Source organism: Microbulbifer maximicatervae (SeqCode), assembly GCF_052467615.1.
In genome coordinates this window covers 5,033,140-5,051,653 of the sequence record NZ_CP174319.1, presented here as the reverse complement: position 1 = coordinate 5,051,653, position 18,514 = coordinate 5,033,140, and the positions used below count along the sequence as shown (strand labels likewise).

Genomic DNA, 18,514 nt, shown 5'->3' with positions numbered 1-18,514 from the left:
CTGTCCGAAATGTTGACACTTTAAAACCGCCACAATCTGGCTGGACATTAACGCACCGATATTTCCCGTTATTTTTCCGCCAAAAGTTGCAGCTGCAACATTGCATGCTTCAGCGCAAAGTGTGCGAATATGCCTATCCGATTGACTTTCACCGCGTTGTTAACAGGGAGAAATAGATTCGTGAACCAGGACCAGAATGCCCCCTTGCGGGAAGATGTACGCCTGCTGGGTGAAGAACTCGGCGCAGTATTACGAAACCAAGTTGGCGAGCCACTATTTGATACCGTTGAAAATATTCGTCAGGCGGCCGTTGAAAGCCGCAGCAAAGGGGCTATGCAGGCCGACCACTTGCGAGAGCTACTCGACCCCCTGGATGATGCGACCCTATTGGAAGTTGCCCGGGCATTCAGCCAATTTCTAAACCTGGCCAATATTGCCGAACAGCGCCACCGCGAGAGACTGCACCGCCAGCACCAGCGCTTTCCCGGAGATCCCGATACAGACCGCGGCCTGCGACAGGTACTGGCAGAGTTAAGCAAAGCGGGTAAGTCTCCCGAGGAAATCCACGGAACACTTAAAGAGCTATCCGTAGAACTGGTCCTAACCGCTCATCCCACCGAAGTGACACGCCGTACCCTAATTCGCAAATACGATCGAGTCGCAGACCTGCTCAACACACTGGACAGGCCCGACCTGACCCCAGAAGAATCCCAGGATTTACGTCGCCACCTACAAGAGCAGATCCTTTCTGCCTGGAGCACAGACGAGATCCGCCGCTCCAGGCCCACCCCAGTTGATGAAGCCAGGTGGGGCTTTGCCACCATTGAACAATCCCTGTGGCAGGCACTTCCCAGAAGTATGCGGGAAATAGACAGTGAATTGGCCCTGGCCAAGCTGCCCCCATTACCGGTGGATTGGGTTCCCATCCACTTTGCCTCTTGGATGGGGGGAGACCGGGACGGCAACCCCAATGTCACCGCGAGCGTCACCCGGGAAGTCCTGCACCTAGCCCGCTGGATGGCCGCCGACCTCTATCTGCGCGATGTGGAAAACCTGCTCGCAGATTTGTCCATGCATCGCGCCAGCGAAGAACTTTTACAGCGCACTGGGCCCAGCCACGAGCCCTATCGCCTGGTGCTGCGCCAGGTTCGCGACCGTCTCAAAATAACCCGGGAAAAAATGGAGGCCCGCATTGGTCGACGCGCAGAGCCTTCCGGCCTCGCGTTTAGCAGCAGCGAGCAGCTGGCCGACGAGCTGCGACTGATCGACCGCTCCCTGCGCGCTGTGGGCCTCTCAGCCATCGCCGATGGCCAACTTAAAGATACCCTGAGGCGACTCAACTGCTTCGGCATCACTTTATTGCGCTTGGATATACGACAGGAATCCACCCGCCACGCTGACACCCTGGATGCCATTACCCGCTATCTGGGTATGGGCAATTACAGCAGTTGGAGTGAAGAGGAGAAACAGGAGTTCCTGGTGTCCGAGCTAGACAGCCGCCGCCCACTGGTGGACGAAAGCTTTTACCGCAGTGACTTTTGTGACGAAGAGGTAAGCGAGGTCTTACAGACCTGCAAGGTCATTGCCGAACAGGGTCCCGAGGGATTAGGTGCCTACGTTATCTCAATGGCAACCACACCTTCCGATGTTCTCGCAGTAATGCTGCTGCAAAAAATTGCCGGGGTGCAGGTGCCAATGCGAGTGGTTCCCCTGTTTGAAACCCTCGACGATCTCGATGGTGCAGCTACCACTATGAGTACCCTGCTGAATATCCCCCTCTACAAGCAGCGTGTCCTAGATGGCCAGGAAGTGATGATCGGCTACTCGGACTCCGCCAAGGACGCTGGCTTCCTGGGCGCCGCCTGGGCCCAGTACCGCACACAGGAAGCTCTCACCGGAATATTCCGCAACCACGGTATCCCCCTAACTCTGTTTCACGGCCGGGGCGGCTCCATATCCCGGGGCGGCTCGCCTACTCGTATGGCCCTGCTGTCGCAACCACCGGGATCAATAGCCGGGCGTATTCGCGTTACCGAACAGGGAGAAATGATTCGCTTCAAATACGGCCGTCCCTCTGTAGCCGCCTACAACCTGGAGCAGTATGTCGCCGCAACTCTGGAGGCGACACTGATGCCCCCGGCAGAGCCGCGTTCGGAGTGGCGCGCAGAGATGGACCGGCTCACGGAAGTCTCCGTCGGCAACTATCGGGAAGTCGTGCAGGATGATCCAGCCCTGGTGGCTTACTTGCGCACTGTCACCCCGGAAACCGAGCTGAGCCGCCTGGCCCTGGGCAGCCGCCCGGCAAGGCGTAAACCCGGTGGCGGTGTCGAATCACTGCGGGCGATTCCGTGGGTGTTTGCCTGGACCCAGATACGACTGATGCTACCGGCCTGGCTGGGCACTGGCGCCGCCTTGGAGAATGCCCTCAAGCACGCAGATGAAACTGATATCTTGCGGGATATGAGCCGCCAATGGCCCTTTTTCCAAGGCGTTGTGGATATGCTAGAAATGGTACTGGCCAAGGCCGATCCCCGCGTTGCCTCCTGGTACGAAGAACGACTCACCCAGGATGCAGACCTAATCCAACTGGGTGTCAGTTTGCGAGAGCGACTGGCTCACACCGTAGAGGCGCTAAAACAGCTCACCGGGCGGGAGAGCTTGTTGGATAACAATCCCGTGATGCGTTGGTCCATCCGCGTGCGCGATCCCTACACTGACCCTTTGCACCTATTGCAGGCCGAGCTGATGGCACGTTTGCGCGAACGGGAAAGTGATGCGGTATTGGAAAGTGCGTTGATGGTCACTATCGCGGGGATTGCAGCGGGCATGCGCAATACGGGTTAAAAGACCTCGGCAACTGCGATGATACAGGGATTTGAGGCCTGCTCTTTTCACAATAGCAGGCCCCCAAGCAATCAAAACCTGCCGGTAAGTGCCATCACGAACAAGTCTGCCGGCAACTGCTCTCCATTCACCTCCAACTGGCCTCGGTTGACCTTGAGATACATTTGCAGCTCACCCTTGTCTTCGATCAGCAGACCATAATCTCGCAGAAGCATTGCCTGCCCTACCAGGGGGGACTGCAAAAGCGCCTGCTCTGCAGCGCTAACGGTCATACTACCTACCAGCGGTTTGAGCCACTGATCGATCTCACTGGCACCTCGGCGGGAGGATTTGCGCATACCCCGCCAATCGATATCAGCATCTACTAACACAGGGCCATTGCGAGATTGAATCGCCAGCTGTTGCTCCAGGCGCAGCGGGCGACTCATTTCACGGGCCCAATTCCGTTCAGGGGCCGGCAACAATACACGCAGGTAGTGCCCCAGATCCGCAGTCTTAATTCTCGGCAAGGTCATCTGCTGGCGCACAGAGGTAATCGGTGTTGCCGAATCCACCGTGGGAAGCTTCAGGTCACTGATAATTTTCAGGGTCTGTGCCGCCAATTCTTCCAAGGTCAGGTCCAGGGTAACATCGCGCAATTGAACCGGCCCGGAATCTGATTCTGCCCTCAGCAACGACAATCGCAGCTCCGCATTACCGCCCTCGCCGGGCATATATTCAAACTCGCCTTCAAGGGGCTCGGTAAACAGTACTTCGATACCTTCACGAATATGGCGCAAGCTTCCCAGCTCCACGACACCGTTCAGCACAGCACCGCTGTAATCCGTAGATACGGCAATCTCCCCACCGTCAAACTCCAGCTCCCCGAGTGGGCCGGTATTTTTGAAAGGGTCTAAGCGCAGGGTATTCAGCACCCGGTTGTCGGCGGTAACCAGGGTTTCCAGAACTACCGGACTCGCCTGTAAAGCGCCATAAATGGACTCCAATTGAGCGCGCAATTCAGGCTGTAGTTGATCCAGCTCTAGCCGGGTCTCGGTATAAACCACACCCAGGCGCGGCCCCTTAGAGGTAAGCAACACCGGCCCATGATGGATCTCTGTATTGAGCTGGGTAGTGCCATCCGGCAATGCCACCTCAGTATTGGTTTCAGCACCAAACCATCCGCGTTCGTAACCCGTGGAATTCCCCCCCTGCAAGCGGCCCAACTGCTGCTTCCAAATTTCCTCTACTTTGGGGCCGATAAAACCCGGCGCAGCCAGGGCAGATATCACCATTAGGGCAAGCACAATAAATAGAAGTGAACGCAGTAGTTTCATAAAAAATCATCTAGCGAAGGGGTTTGCGCCGATGGTATCAGATTATGCAGCTATTAGTGCGACAAGAGCCTCGTTATTTGGTACGAGTGCTGAACATTCATCAACCACGGCATAAGGACCTACGACCCATTTCTAAAGAGCAGAATCTCGGCTTGTAAATTAGTAAATCTATATTTCAAAAGCTCTGATCAAGCCTAAGAAGAGGGGGTTGTAAGCGGCCATAAATTGAAATTGACCATTATCGCTAGAGATCAGCTCACAAGTCTCTTGATCTCCTGTGGCACGCCTGAGTAATTTTATGGCTCGATGACAGTTTTAAACAACAATGTAATTTTTTAAACCACCCTTTAACTTCCCCTTAATCAGAGCAATTTAAAATGGTAGGTAACAATCTATTTTTCTTGTATTTCAATCTAACCCAGATTCTTATCTCCACGATTTAGCTTTCTTACAAATACCTCCGCAAAATAAAGGTCCTGATTACTATAAGAAAACCGCTATCTAGGAAATTTTTTTGTTTTCTACCTATTCATGTAAAAAATAATTATTGAATTCATAACCGTTATCTCGATCGGATCTTAAAAGATACCTTTACAACAACCGAAACTTCCATTACCGCACGTTGGGACACTCCCCCAGTTTGAGTAGACTTGTGGCCAAACTAGGAGAAGGAGAAGACGTTATGCGATATCTTGTTTCAATGGTGCTCTTGTGTTCTCTCGCAGGTTTCAGTTATGCAGATGACCGCATGACGCGCCTCCCATCCAACGCTGAACCCGTGCAGATTCTCGGCAAGACTTATTATCAAAGTGGTAATACTTTCTATGCCTTTAATGAGCAGGGCCGTTATTTCTACAGAGTACAGCCCCCCACCTCTATTCGTAGTTATGAGAATCCTCGGGATATGTATATCCGAGGCTCACAACCCCGCCCCCAAACTTGGGGTCTGACTAGAGATCAGGTAGAAGGCTGTATGAATGCCGCTGCAGATATGGCAAATGCTAACCCTGCGGTAGGTGGTAAGATTTATATTCGCGAATATAACCGCTGTATCAGTAACTTGCGCTAGCCATTGTGGCTATATTTACTGCTACAAGGGGCCTTCGGGCCCCTTTTTTCAATCGTTATTTTTTTACAGTTACTAAACTAGCAAGTCTTTCAACACACTAAAGCTATCAATCCTCTAATTTTAGAGCTGTGAAATATGCAAGCCGCTATTATCAGGTCTTATGGCAGCCCCATCGAAATTGCGCAGATGCCTAAACCTTCACCGGATAAAAATAGTATTTTAGTAAAGGTACAATCGGCCAGTATCAACCCCCTCGATAACTGGGCAATATCGGGGGCTTTAAAAAACGTAATGCCTGTAAAAATGCCGCATATTGTCGGGTACGATGTTACTGGGAAAGTAGTAGAAATTGGCAGCGCTGTCAGAAATTTTAAAATTGGCGATCTGATATTTGCACGCCCCGATACAAATCAAGCGGGTACGATTGCCGAATACACTTCAATCAAAGCAATGGACGCATCTATCCGCCCCTGCAATCTTTCCAACAATGAGTGTGCCGCTTTCCCTCTCGTGGGTTTAACAGCCTGGCAATCTCTCATTGAAGTGGGAAAATTACAGAAAGGGCAAAAAGTCCTTATTCATGCCGGCTCTGGCGGAGTCGGTACTATCGCTATTCAAATTGCCAAATATATAGGCGCCTTCGTAGCCACAACCACCAGTGATGCCAACTTTACATTAGTCAAACGGCTCGGTGCCGACACTGTTATCAATTATAAAACCGAAAAATTTGAGGAATTACTCGAGGATTATGACCTTGTACTCGACTCTTTAGGCGGAGAAGTATTAGAAAGGTCTGCCAAAGTTCTTAACAAACATGGTCTATTAGTATCAGTCTCCGTCAAAGCTAAAGGGTCATATACCTTAATTGAAAAGATGAGGCAGCGTCTCCAACTAGTCTATTCATGGCCAAGTGGCACTACTCTCGCAGAACTTGCTTCATTACTTGAGAAAGGATTTTTGAAACCGGTTATTGATAGAGTCTACCCCATACATGAAACTCAAGCCGCACTCGACTACCTAAATAAGGGAAGAGCCAAAGGTAAAATAGTTATTGATGTGTTGCAGGGTAAATAAACGATAGTATAGGATTTCAACCTAGACTCAAAAAAACTGGAGCCCTAGTGAAACGGATATTTCTATTTTTGGGTACCCTGATTTCTGCCGCCAGTTATGCACAAAATATAACTTTGGCCGAAGCTGCTCTGGAGCGAACCTATCATAAGGTACGCTACGATCCTGCTTATGTGTCTATCCCCTATCCAAATGGAGATGTGCCGGCTGATACCGGTGTTTGTACCGACGTAGTGATTCGATCATATAGGAAGCTGGGGATCGATTTGCAAAGAGAAGTTCACGAGGATATATCGGGTCATTTTCAAGCCTACCCGTCTAAACGCATTTGGGGACTTTCAAGGCCAGATAAAAATATTGATCATCGGCGAGTACCCAATCTACAGGCTTTTTTTACTCGCAAAGGGCAATCGCTCTCAATAAGTGACAAGGCAGAGGATTATCTACCAGGAGACATCGTTACCTGGATGCTTCCCGGTAATTTACCACATATCGGTATTGTGACTGCGAAACGCTCTCAAAAAACCAACCGGTACTTGGTCGCACACAATATCGGGGCTGGACCCGTGCTCGAAGATATGCTGTTTTCCTTTAAAATTACCGGGCATTACCGATACAACGCCGGCCAGGCAACCGAAAAGATTGAGTAGCGAAAAAACTACGCTATTGCCAAGTGATTACAGCCTTTCTTTGACCGGAATATGGAGAAACATTTCCGCTGTCGGGCTGGTAACCTGATATCTGGGTGGGTACAGCTCAAAGTCTGGCCTCTCAATATAGTCGTAATTGGACTTTGGCAACCAGCTTCCCCAAATATACTTCAATGTCTGTTCCAGGGTGGTAATAGATCCGCGGTGAACAAATTTTGCATATAGCTGCTCCGGTAGTTCCCGCGCCACCATTCCCTCGGGTACCTGAGTCAGGTCGGCAACCGACGCACAGCAGACATACTTAAACTGAATTTCATCACCCGCTTCCTCATAACATTCATAGATACCAAAAGATTCATCGCTGATACGATTGGGGATTTTATCCCTGTAGGGCCGAAATGCAGACCAGAGCTTTGGCAAGCTGAGATTTTCATGGTCGTATTCCTGCGCTACCCCCACCAATTGCATCGCTGGCCGCGAAATAATTTGTGGCTCCATGGACAACTCATTTTGCAAGAAGTGCAGCATATGAGGGCTAAATTGATCCTTATATAACAACCGAAAAGGATCCTGCTGCTTTCGATACTGTGCCGGGGTTACGTTAAATAAAGCTTTAAACGCGCGAGTAAACGCTTCTTGGGAGTCAAATTGGCACTCCATGGCAAGCTCAAGAATACCAATATCTTCACTCAACAACCTCTTTGCGGCGACGGTCAATCGGCGCTTACGCAAATACTCTTTCGGTGAGTCCCCCACTAATGCCTTAAAAATACGGCTGAAGTGGTAGGTGGAGTAATGAGAGGCAGCAGCAATTTCGTGAACAGAAATTTTGTCATATAGATGCTGCTCTACGAAGTTAATACTTTTAAAAAATCGCTGCATGAGAGGCTCCTTTACTGCCAGTCTACGTTGGGACGGTGAAATTTTCGAACAATACCTTCCCGGTTTAGTATGCCTTTAAATTAAATTCGCTCACTAGTGATGAAAAAGCGTAAATGGGCAAATGCTTTGTCCCTCAAAGGAATAATCGCCTGATAGGCTGGATCATTAAAGAATGCATAGATCGCCTCCCGACCCGGAAAAGATACCACAACAAATGCCCTTGGTGACCGACCCCCGTCCAGGGCCTCTTCCACATCATAAGAAGCAATAGGCACCCCCCCATACTGTTGCATTAATTGCGGTGCCAGACCTATATACTGCTGAAGAGCCTGCAATTCCTGTAAGTTTGGTGAAGACTCTATATGTAAAAATACTGGTAACAAAGTAATAACCTCTTAAGTGTAAATAAATTTTAGTTGCTTAACTAAAAGCTTCTAATGACTAACTTTGAGAGGCTACTCGCCTATGCCAAAAAACCAGAAGTGGAACTATCGCAAGCTCAATAATCGTAGGGGGTAAGACCTGATCATCCACCAATCCAAATTCCAGAATATTGCTTAAGCGGCCCAGACCGCCAATAAAGAGGGATAAAGCCACGAAGTAAAACAATGCTTTATGTTTTTCGATATTGCTCAGGAAATACAGTAGAACCAACCCCTGGGCAAAGAAAACACCAAAGGCAAATCGATATTGATTATCCCCAAATCCTCTCAAGGGGCTATCCGGGCCAAAAATCATAGCACCACCACTCAGGGCAGCACTGCCATTCAGCCCTCCAAATGCACTGATACCACCGGGTACAAAACAGATCACCGCTAGTGCTACCACTAACAATTGGAAAATTTTTCTTTCTATAGAACTCGCCTGATTCATAGTGTCACCTTAGTTTGCCGTATTTGGAGTGATGACCTAATCATATTGGCCAGTAAGGCCCTATTTTTGATATTTCTTGCGGTCTTGGTATCCCACTAAGACAGCAAGAAATGTCAAAAGACGAGGCGCTTAACCGCTTATCTTTCCCTCCAACAGCCGGGTATATCCATATCCGGGCACCAGTTCCCAATATCCACAGAGACAGAAAGATGATTAAGAGTGTTTTGATTACCGGAGCGAATGCAGGCTTAGGCAGGGAGTGCGCCAAGCAACTGGCGGAATACCAGCAGATTAACAAGATCTATCTCGGCTGCCGCAATCTGCACAAAGCCAAGGAAGCCCAGGCCGAGCTAGTGTCGGAAACAGGCAGGAATATCTTCGAAGTATTGCTGATCGATGTCGCGGATCAACAATCTGTGAAAGAGGCAGTTAACAACCTGGACTCCCCAGTTGATGCGCTGGTTATGAATGCTGGCGGTACCGGGGGGAAAGAGTTTTACAACAAGACCCCCGAAGGAGTCACACAAATTTTCGCCGTCAACCTGCTTGGACATGCTCTACTGACTAACGAGTTACTGAAAGCCAATAAATTAACCCAGACTGCTATCTATGCCGGCTCCGAGGCCGCTCGCGGTGTAAAAGAGATGGGTATGAAGCGACCAGAGCTGAAAAGCGCCTCTGTGGAGGAGTTTATGCAGATCTGCGAAGGAGAGCTCTATGCCAGTACCAAAGACGCTACGGTACCCTATGGTCCGATAAAGTATATGGGCGCCCTATGGATGTCTTCCATGGCGCGAGAATTCCCCCATATCCGCTTCGTAACCATGAGTCCAGGGGCTACTGTAGGCACAGAGGGCTTCAATACACTGTCGTTATTCAAGCAATATATGATGAAGGGCATGATGCGGATTATGCTGCTACTTGGCAAAGTCCACAAAGTAGAAGTAGGCGCCAAGCGCTATATCGATGCCCTACTGGATACAACATCCTTCCGCACAGGTATTTTTTACGGCAGTGAACGCGGATTGACTGGACCTCTTGGTGAACAGTGGAAGCTTTTCCCGGACCTGGACAATCCTACCTATCAAGACAATGCCAAAACGGCGATCAATCGCTTTATCTAATGAAGGGTCGCATCTGGGAAGGGCCCTGTACACCCTTCCCTGCCCCCAAGTTAACGCCACCGATACCGCTTGTTTACCTATACTTGACTGTTAAATACTTACTGCTAAAAACAGCCAATGTTTCGGGTAATCTTTTCCCTGCTGTTGTTAATTCCCCTTGCCCTGACTGCTGCTGAAGATGTAGCTAAAGCCACTCCCCTGCGGCTGCTGGATCCAGCAACTGTGGATAAGTTCATCAATGAACTGCCAATACCCGCAGAAATCCGCCCTCAGGGCTCAGCCCCGATTAAACTACCCGCCCGCCCCACTGAAGTTTGGATGGGGCTACGGGATAAGGAAGGCAAACGTTTAATGACAAAAGCCTGGGGTTTTGAATATGCAGGTCGCATCCACTCTCCTGGCCCTACTATTCGCGCCCGAGAAGGCCAACCGGTATTTGTACACTGGGCCAATGAGCTACCGGGTCCACATCTATTTCCTGTGGATCGATCCATTCACCTCGCCGACGTAAAAGATCCAAAAGCTGTACCTATGGTTATCCACCTTCACGGCGGGCATACAGAGTGGAAAAGTGACGGCAATCCCCTCGCTTGGTACACCCGCAATTATCGTGAGACGGGACCATTATTTGAGAAAAGGATTTACGAATACGACAACTCCCAGGATGCCGCCACTATCTGGTATCACGACCACACCCTGGGCATGACGCGCCTTAATGTTTACGCAGGTCTATTCGGTTTTTACCTGGTTGGCGATGACAATGAAGACCATTTGATACAGGAGAAGCTGCTCCCTGCAGAAGAGCGCACTTTTGTAGCCGCTATTACAGACAGCTTGTTTAGCTCCGATGGGCAGCTGTATTTTCCTGGCTGGAGGGACCAGCCTCCATCACCGGTTTCCCATGAGGTGGTTAAGGCCAATTGGCCCAATCCGTCCCATCTCGACGAATTTTTTGGCAATTTTATTCTGGTAAACGGTATGACCTGGCCCAAAGTCAGTGTCACTCCACACGTCTATCGATTGCGATTACTCAACGCATCCGATACCCGCACACTGATACTCAGGATCGACGAAAATACACCCTTTGTACAAGTCGGCGGTGACAGCGGATTTCTCGATTACCCTGTAAAATTGAACGAGTTGATATTGGCACCCGCAGAGCGAGCAGATGTTTTAGTAGATTTCAGCGGTTATGAAGGGCGTGAACTAACACTGCGAAACTTTGGACCGGATGTCCCTTTTAAAGGCTTTGTAGAGGCCAATGACCCAAAGAGTTCGATTCCACTTGTCTACAACCCGGGAGGTAAACGCGTATTAAGCGATGGACGCGGCGGCATCACACCAACTACCGATCCAAATACTACAGGCCAGATCCTACAATTTCATATTGCTTCAACACCGATACCCCCCCCTTCTAATAAACAGAAATCAGAGATTAAAAATACCACTCGAGACTTAAAACTCAGCCTAAATACTCCCTTGCGCACCCCACTTAATAGGCTTAACCATGCCAGCCGCACACGACAACTTGCCACCTATCGGTTGGATGATCCCTATGGCCGCAATCTGCTCATGTTAGGTCCAGTAAAGGAGGGCTCCCTATTTTTTGAAGACCCTACTACAGAAATAATCCAACACAACGCCGTTGAGATCTGGGAAATATACAACCCTACAGTATCGGCTCATCCAATCCATATTCATCTGGTGGAATTCCAGGTACTGGATCGCCAGCCTTTTAAAGGAAAACTTATTGCCAAGCAGCAGAAATTTATGCATACAGATAAGATATTTCAGGGTGCACGCCTGGAAATAGAATCTCTACAAGGGAAACCCCTTCCACCACAACCAGAAGAAAGCGGCCCCAAAGATACGGTCATCGCCCTTCCCGGCCAAGTAACACGGGTAATTGCGCGCTTTGATCGAGAAGGCCTCTATGTATGGCACTGTCATCTGCTCTCCCATGAGGATTACGATATGATGAGGCCGTTTAGAGTTTTAGCGCCCAAATCAGAAAATAAACACTAAATAGTCATTCTTTAATCTAAAGAGTCCATCAAGAAGTTAAAACTTAATTGATGAAGTGAATAGTAGACAATAGAACAAAAAGCTACGACACAAAAACTCTATAAATCACTAAAAGATAAATAACCGAAAACTGAAAATGATGCCAGATATATAGAAAAATAGATCATACTCAAATATCAATCCATGCAGTTTGAGCATTAAACATATTAAAATGCCCCCTTAATGACTTTGCTATCTTTGTTCTTTGAGGCAAATCGCTTTCAAAATTTATCGAAGCTTGAGGGCAATCGACAAGCTGATCAGCCAACCTATTTGTGTTAAGAATACGCTAAGCACCTCGCTTCACTGGATAAGTGAGCAACATAACTGATAAATTACTCTTTACATCAACCATAATGATTGATTATTATCACCTCAAGGTAGCTTCAACCCTTTCTTCCCACAAGAGCAGATCAATAGATCACGAAGCCTGAACTCTCAATAAGAATTAGTTCATCAATAGCTTATTCTCAAAAATCAACGCGAAATACCATAGAGTGGGACAGGTACTGATCGCAAGGTTGAGAAATAAGATGTTGTACGCTATAACAAGCCGAACCCTCAAACAGCAAGTCAAGACTGCAACCAAATTTTGGCCCTTCGCAGGTGCAAAAGCCTCGCGCACAAGAGAAATCCTGTGCATCCTATACGGTTATAAAAACTACCACCATTTTCAAAAAGTAGAATCACAAACTAGCTGCGATAAGAAGCCCTTAGATGCCAAAATTGTCGCAATGAATCTACCTGAGTGGTCGGCCAAGCTTGCCACACTCGGAAAAATGAATCAGGCCCAATCAAAGCAACTTATCATCAAGCTTTGGTATGGATATTTAAAAGAGTACAAAGATCTTCTTTTATACCAAAGTAAAGTTCACCTCTACGGTGAGTGCCTAGACTTTACTGACAATAAAGAATCACTTATCTATCATTTTGATGCTAGTCCTAGTGTTAAGGATTGCATTGAATCCTTAGGCGTTCCTCACACCGAAGTAGGTAGTATTCGTATTAATGGAGTTTCCTCTAATTTCGATATATTGATTCAAGACAAAGACTATATTGAAGTCTTTCCCTGTAACCAAGATAGTTATTTTTCCTACAAACCATCAAAAATTACTTTTTTACTAGACGTTCATTTAGGAACTCTTGCCCGATACCTTCGAATGGCAGGATTTGACACTCTTTATAATCCACAAGATCAAGGTGATAAACTTTTAGCAGAAGTAGCGGCACTTCAAAATTGCGTACTTCTTACCAGAGATATAGGTCTACTTAAACACGCTAAAGTCAACTATGGTCGCTGGTTACGGAGTCAAGATCCTGAAACTCAGTTTCTTGAAGTTATAAAACACTATAGACTTTCGAAAGAGTTCAAGCCATTTAGCCGGTGCATTAAGTGTAATGGTGAAATTGAAAAGGTGACGACTGAAAGTATTGTTGACAAAATTCCTACAAGTATCCTTGAAACACAGAAAGAGTTCAGTCAGTGCCAAACGTGTAAACAAATTTATTGGATAGGCTCCCATTTCAAGCGAATAAAGTCATTACTTGCAAAGGCGAGGGAGGCTTAAGCATGTTTTCAAGGAAGCTCAAACAAAAATCCCATGATTCACTTCTTCTAGCTAGTACACAAATAGTTAGGAAAAGTCAGATTTTTTCACCTATAGGAAAAAGGCTGATCAGCCTTCCTCCTAAATTAAAAGGTACTAGAACTCTTTTCAAATCAAAGAAATGTTACATTTGCAAAGAGCCGTATCGAAAAATTGGAGAAATCTATCATTCCCTTTGTCCCTCTTGTGCTGATTACAACATCAGAAAGAGAAATTATACCCCCTCCATGCAAGGATATCGTGCCCTAATAACTGGAGGTCGTATAAAAATTGGTTTCGAGACAGCACTTAAATTGCTTAGAGGTGGCGCTGAAGTATTGATCACAACAAGGTTTACCAATGACGCAGCCAGGCGATTCCAGCAGCAAAATGACTTCTCAGAATGGAAACACAGGCTATCCATATACGCTTTAGACTTAAAACACCTACCCTCGGTGGAATCTTTTATCCAGTATCTTATTGATATAGGAAAGCCCCTAGACATACTGATTAATAATGCAGCGCAAACGATTAGAAAACCTGATTCATACTATATTTATATGGCTAGGCAAGAGCTTAAGCTAAAAAGTAAAACTCCATGCGAACTTATCGCTGGATTTTCTGATCCAGATCTAAAGAAAAATCACTCTCGCTTCTTGCTAGGCTCTATTCAAGAGATTGAATTTTTGGATGAAAATGATGAGCCCATTGACTTTGCCTCAAAAAACTCTTGGTGCTTAGCTTTGGACGAAATAGCCCCTTTAGAGATGGTAGAAGTAATGATTATAAATGCAACTTCCCCTGGTATTCTCTGTGCAAAACTAAAACCACTACTGCTGAAATCACAGAATAAGTATAAATTCATCGTAAATGTTTCAGCTATGGAAGGGCAGTTCTCCCGAAAAAATAAGACCCATAGGCATCCTCACACCAACATGGCCAAGGCAGCCTTAAATATGATTACTCGGACTAGTGCCAAAGACTATGTCCAGGACAATATTTATATCACTAGCGTAGATACGGGGTGGGTGACAGAAGAACATCCATTCCCAATACGGCAAAAAAATAGAGCAAAAGGGGTTGTTCCTCCATTGGACTGTATTGATGGGGCATCCAGAATCCTAGCGCCCATCTTCAATACCATCAACGGCGATAAAGCTCTATATGGAGTATTTTTAAAAGACTATGCTCCTACCGATTGGTAATATCTTGGCCAAATTCGAGTTTTGGTGAAAAGTAAAATCATGCCCCTCTCCAAGACAAAGGCTTTTGTTCTGTAGGGGGCATTCAAAAAACTCAGTAGGACTCCAAAGCCTTGGCCACACGGGAGTTAGTCTCCCGCCCCAGCTGTTCAGAAATAAAGTTCCCAGCCTCTGCCAGCAACTGTAAATCCACGCCGGTTTCAATACCCATGCCATTGAGCATATAAAGCACATCCTCACTGGCAACATTACCGGAAGCGCCGCGGGCATAGGGGCAGCCGCCCAGGCCGGCTACGGCGGAATCTACTACTGCAACACCCATTTGTAAGGCCGCGTAGATATTGGCCAGTGCCTGGCCGTAGGTATCGTGGAAATGCACAGCAAGTTTTTCCACGGGCACGCGGGCCATCACCTGCTCCAGCATACGCTTGGCGGCTTCCGGGGTGCCGACACCAATGGTGTCGCCGAGAGAGATTTCGTAGCAGCCCATTTCCAATAGAGCAGCACTAACTTCTGCCACTTTGGCCGGATCAATATCGCCTTCATAGGGGCAACCGAGCACGCAGGACACGTAACCGCGCACGGGTATTCCGTCTTGCTTCGCTTTTTCCACCAGCGGGCGGAAGCGCTCCAGGCTCTCTGCAATACTGCAATTAATGTTTTTCTGGGTGAAGGCTTCTGAGGCCGCGCCGAATACGGCGACCTCATCCGCTTTGGCTTCCACTGCGCGCTCATAGCCTTTTAAGTTTGGCGTGAGTGCGCTGTAGATAACACCGTCTTTGCGCTGGATACCCGCCAGCACTTCCTCGCTGGCGGCCATTTGCGGTACCCACTTGGGGCTGACAAAACTGCCGGCTTCAATAACCGACAGCCCACTGGTACTGAGCTTGTCCACCAGAGCGATACGGGTCTCCACAGAGATAGGCTGCTTTTCATTTTGCAGCCCATCGCGGGGGCCCACTTCGACGATTTTGACCTGTTTGGGCAAAGTCATTATTGCTCCTCCCCGGCAAAATCCACCAGCAGACTACCGCCATCCACTAATTCACCTTCGGCACAGAAGAACTGCTGCACGGTGCCGGCGGCTGGAGCCCGCAGGGTGTGTTCCATTTTCATGGCTTCCATTACCAGTAGCGGCTGGTCTTTTTCCACCGTAGAGCCGGGCTCAACCAGCAACGAAATTATGGTGCCGTTCATGGGGGCATCGAGGCCGTGGGCCTGGTCATTGCTCTCACCGATATCCGGTGGCAACAGCTTGAATTCCACCTGAGTGCCATCGATAAATACAGCACCGCCATCGCGGGTATCCACGGCGGAGAAACTCATGCGGCGGCCATCCACCAACATCAAGTCACGTCCCAGGAGCAGGCGAATCTCACCGCTGTTTTGTTCCTCAGGCAAGGCATCGCAAGTCCAGCGCAGGCTATCGCCCTCCGCAACAAAGCGAATTTGAGCGTGCTGGCCACGGTAGTCCACCGTCTGGGTGCGACTGCCAGCCAGAGCATTGCGCCAGTTATCACCATTGTGCCAAGGAGAGAAAGGATCCCGCTGAGGTGCGCTATTGCGCAGATCGCGCTCTTCACGCTGCTGCAAATAACCGGCAATAGCAGCACATTTCAGCGGCGTCAGTGTCTGCTCCTGGTGCAGTACTTCCGCCTCGTAGTCCTCGATAAAGTGCGTCGAAATACAACCGCTGGCAAATGCCTGGTGATTGATCACTCGGCGCAGGAATTCAATATTGTGGCGCACACCGGCAATTTGATAATCACGCAGTGCGCGATCCAATTTGGCCAGGGCTTCTTTGCGGGTGCGGCCGTGGCAGATTAATTTGGCGATCATCGGGTCGTAATGCACGCTGATTTCATCGCCGGTCTGCACACCGGTATCCACTCGCACACCCTCGCCTTCCGCCGGGGGCTGGTGGCGCACCAACACGCCCGTTGCCGGCAGAAAATCATTGTCCGGGTCTTCGGCGTAGATCCGCACTTCCATAGCGTGGCCGTTGATCTGCAGCTCATCCTGGCTCATGGGCAGGGTATCGCCAGCGGCAACTGACAGCTGCCAGGCCACCAGGTCCTGGTCGGTGATCATTTCCGTCACCGGGTGCTCCACCTGCAGGCGGGTATTCATTTCCATAAAGTAGAAGGCACCGCTGGCATCCAGCAGAAATTCCACCGTGCCGGCCCCCACGTAACCAATCGCGTGGGCCGCGCGCAGGGCCGCTTCACCCATGCGGGCGCGCAGCTCCGGAGTCATACCCGGTGCGGGAGCTTCTTCCACTACTTTTTGGTGGCGGCGCTGCACCGAGCAATCCCGTTCAAACAGGTAGACGCCATTGCCCTGCTGATCACAAAACACCTGGATTTCCACATGGCGGGGACTCACCACATAGCGCTCTAGCAACATAATGTCGTCGCCAAAGGCATTCATGGCCTCACGCTTGGCAGCGGCCAGAGCTTCGTGGAATTCATCGGCACTGTCGACACGGCGCATGCCCTTACCACCGCCGCCGGCAGCAGCTTTCAGCAATACCGGGTAACCGATGCGATTGGCATGGCCTTCCAACAGCTCTTCATTTTGATTGGTGCCATGGTAACCGGGCACCAGGGGCACATTGGCCTCTTCCATAATACGCTTGGCTGCGGACTTGGAGCCCATCGCCTCAATCGCGCCGGTGGGTGGGCCGACAAAAATAATGCCGTTGCTATCGCAGGCGCGGCAAAACTCCGCGTTTTCCGACAGGAAGCCATAACCCGGATGGATGGCATCGGCACCAGTCTGCTTGGCAGCACCCAATACTTTGTCGATATCCAGATACGAATCCCTGGCCGGGGCCGGACCCAGGTGCACCGCTTCGTCCGCCATCTGCACATGCAGGGCGTCGGCATCTGCATCGGAATAAACGGCGACAGTGGCCACCCCCAGGCGGCGCGCGGTCTTGATAATGCGACAGGCAATTTCGCCGCGATTAGCTACTAACAGTTTGCGAATCATAAAAATTACCCTTCGCTACCATTCATCCAACTGGGTGCACGCTTTTCCAAAAACGCACTCAACCCTTCCTGTCCTTCCGGCGACACACGCACGGCAGCGATCAGCGCGCTGGTCTGGCCCTGCAATTCATCGTTGATAACCCGGTTGGACATGGACATAGCCAGTTGCTTGGCCATGGCGACTGCCTTGGGGCCATTGTCGGCAATGGCATTCACTAATTTCTGCACATGCAGGTCCAGATCAGCCTCGGCACAGACTTCGGATACCAAACCGATCTGTTCCGCGCGTTCAGCGGGGAAACGTTCCGCTGTGACAAAGTAACGACGCGCATGGCGAGTGCCGATAGCATTGATGACATAGGGACTGATGGTGGCGGGCAGCAACCCGATTTTGACTTCGGACAAACAGAAGCTGGCGCGCTCAGAGGCCACGGCCATATCGCAGCAGCTCACCAGGCCCACGGCCCCGCCAAAAGCGGCGCCCTGTACTCGCGCAATGGTGGGCGCAGGAAAAGTGTCGAGCTTGTACAGCATGGCAGCGAGCGCAGCTGCGTCGCGGCGGTTTTCCTCTTCTGAATAAGTCGCCATGCGCTTCATCCAGTTGAGGTCGGCTCCGGCAGAAAAGCTCTTGCCATTGGAGGCCAGTACCAACACACGTACAGCGGGGTTTTGCGCCAGGGTATCAAAGGTGGTGGCCAGCTCGTGGATCAGTTCATCATCAAAAGCGTTGTGGATTTCCGGCCGGTTCAGGGTGACCGTGGCCACGCCCTCGCTATCCACTTCGCACAGCAATTTATCGCTCATTGTAATTCCTCGATTGGGGCGTCTATCAAAAGCGGC

General features: G+C 49.4%; 15 protein-coding genes. 8 read left to right on the top strand and 7 right to left on the bottom strand.

The window, feature by feature from the left end; translation table 11 throughout:
* Window positions 1-180: 180 nt before the first annotated feature.
* Window positions 181-2,844: a phosphoenolpyruvate carboxylase gene (gene ppc / locus ACJJIM_RS22225; RefSeq protein WP_444911997.1), complete on the top strand. Its 2,664-nt coding sequence runs from the start codon at window positions 181-183 to the stop codon at window positions 2,842-2,844.
* 71 nt (window positions 2,845-2,915) lie between these two features.
* Here the strand turns inward: ppc and ACJJIM_RS22220 are convergent, their stop codons facing one another.
* The gene (locus ACJJIM_RS22220; RefSeq protein ID WP_444911996.1) at window positions 2,916-4,160 is read right to left on the bottom strand and encodes a DUF945 family protein; all 1,245 of its coding nucleotides are present in this window, start codon (window positions 4,158-4,160) and stop codon (window positions 2,916-2,918) included.
* 682 nt (window positions 4,161-4,842) lie between these two features.
* On the opposite strand from ACJJIM_RS22220, the gene ACJJIM_RS22215 reads away from it, so the two are divergent.
* The 3 genes from ACJJIM_RS22215 to ACJJIM_RS22205 all read left to right on the top strand — a co-directional run bounded on the left by ACJJIM_RS22215 (window position 4,843) and on the right by ACJJIM_RS22205 (window position 6,950).
* The gene (locus ACJJIM_RS22215; RefSeq protein WP_282934530.1) at window positions 4,843-5,229 is read left to right on the top strand and encodes a hypothetical protein; all 387 of its coding nucleotides are present in this window, start codon (window positions 4,843-4,845) and stop codon (window positions 5,227-5,229) included.
* A gap of 135 nt (window positions 5,230-5,364) precedes the next feature.
* On the top strand, window positions 5,365-6,303 hold the full coding sequence (locus ACJJIM_RS22210) for an NADP-dependent oxidoreductase (RefSeq protein WP_444911995.1): 939 nt from the start codon (window positions 5,365-5,367) through the stop codon (window positions 6,301-6,303).
* Window positions 6,304-6,350: 47 nt separating this feature from the next.
* Window positions 6,351-6,950, top strand: a complete 600-nt coding sequence (locus tag ACJJIM_RS22205; protein ID WP_444911994.1) for a DUF1287 domain-containing protein — start codon at window positions 6,351-6,353, stop codon at window positions 6,948-6,950.
* Window positions 6,951-6,977: 27 nt separating this feature from the next.
* On the opposite strand, the gene ACJJIM_RS22200 is transcribed toward ACJJIM_RS22205, so the two are convergent.
* The 3 genes from ACJJIM_RS22200 to ACJJIM_RS22190 all read right to left on the bottom strand — a co-directional run bounded on the left by ACJJIM_RS22200 (window position 6,978) and on the right by ACJJIM_RS22190 (window position 8,705).
* Window positions 6,978-7,832: an AraC family transcriptional regulator gene (locus ACJJIM_RS22200; RefSeq protein WP_444911993.1), complete on the bottom strand. Its 855-nt coding sequence runs from the start codon at window positions 7,830-7,832 to the stop codon at window positions 6,978-6,980.
* 80 nt (window positions 7,833-7,912) lie between these two features.
* Window positions 7,913-8,215 carry a DUF1330 domain-containing protein gene (locus ACJJIM_RS22195; RefSeq protein WP_444911992.1) on the bottom strand — a complete coding sequence of 101 codons (303 nt, stop codon included), beginning with the start codon at window positions 8,213-8,215 and terminating at the stop codon, window positions 7,913-7,915.
* Window positions 8,216-8,273: 58 nt separating this feature from the next.
* Entirely contained in the window at window positions 8,274-8,705 is a 432-nt protein-coding gene (locus ACJJIM_RS22190) for a DUF4345 domain-containing protein (RefSeq protein ID WP_143729557.1), read from the bottom strand.
* Between the two features lie 209 nt (window positions 8,706-8,914).
* Between ACJJIM_RS22190 and ACJJIM_RS22185 the strand changes: the two genes are divergently transcribed.
* The 4 genes from ACJJIM_RS22185 to ACJJIM_RS22170 all read left to right on the top strand — a co-directional run bounded on the left by ACJJIM_RS22185 (window position 8,915) and on the right by ACJJIM_RS22170 (window position 14,684).
* Entirely contained in the window at window positions 8,915-9,829 is a 915-nt protein-coding gene (locus tag ACJJIM_RS22185) for an SDR family NAD(P)-dependent oxidoreductase (RefSeq protein ID WP_413664173.1), read from the top strand.
* A 117-nt stretch (window positions 9,830-9,946) separates the two neighbouring features.
* Window positions 9,947-11,854: a multicopper oxidase family protein gene (locus tag ACJJIM_RS22180; RefSeq protein WP_444911990.1), complete on the top strand. Its 1,908-nt coding sequence runs from the start codon at window positions 9,947-9,949 to the stop codon at window positions 11,852-11,854.
* 572 nt (window positions 11,855-12,426) lie between these two features.
* On the top strand, window positions 12,427-13,461 hold the full coding sequence (locus tag ACJJIM_RS22175) for a Mut7-C RNAse domain-containing protein (RefSeq protein ID WP_444911989.1): 1,035 nt from the start codon (window positions 12,427-12,429) through the stop codon (window positions 13,459-13,461).
* A 2-nt stretch (window positions 13,462-13,463) separates the two neighbouring features.
* A complete protein-coding gene (locus ACJJIM_RS22170; RefSeq protein WP_413664170.1) occupies window positions 13,464-14,684 on the top strand; it encodes an SDR family NAD(P)-dependent oxidoreductase in 1,221 nt (406 codons plus the stop codon).
* A 91-nt stretch (window positions 14,685-14,775) separates the two neighbouring features.
* Here the strand turns inward: ACJJIM_RS22170 and ACJJIM_RS22165 are convergent, their stop codons facing one another.
* From ACJJIM_RS22165 to ACJJIM_RS22155, 3 genes are read right to left on the bottom strand one after another with little or no spacing between them, the layout of a single operon-like run.
* Window positions 14,776-15,675, bottom strand: a complete 900-nt coding sequence (locus tag ACJJIM_RS22165; protein WP_444911988.1) for a hydroxymethylglutaryl-CoA lyase — start codon at window positions 15,673-15,675, stop codon at window positions 14,776-14,778.
* On the bottom strand, window positions 15,675-17,675 hold the full coding sequence (locus ACJJIM_RS22160) for an acetyl/propionyl/methylcrotonyl-CoA carboxylase subunit alpha (protein WP_444911987.1): 2,001 nt from the start codon (window positions 17,673-17,675) through the stop codon (window positions 15,675-15,677). The genes ACJJIM_RS22165 and ACJJIM_RS22160 overlap by 1 nt, the downstream gene beginning before the upstream one ends.
* Before the next feature lie 5 nt (window positions 17,676-17,680).
* Window positions 17,681-18,478: an enoyl-CoA hydratase/isomerase family protein gene (locus ACJJIM_RS22155; protein WP_282934596.1), complete on the bottom strand. Its 798-nt coding sequence runs from the start codon at window positions 18,476-18,478 to the stop codon at window positions 17,681-17,683.
* Between the last annotated feature and the right edge of the window lie 36 nt (window positions 18,479-18,514).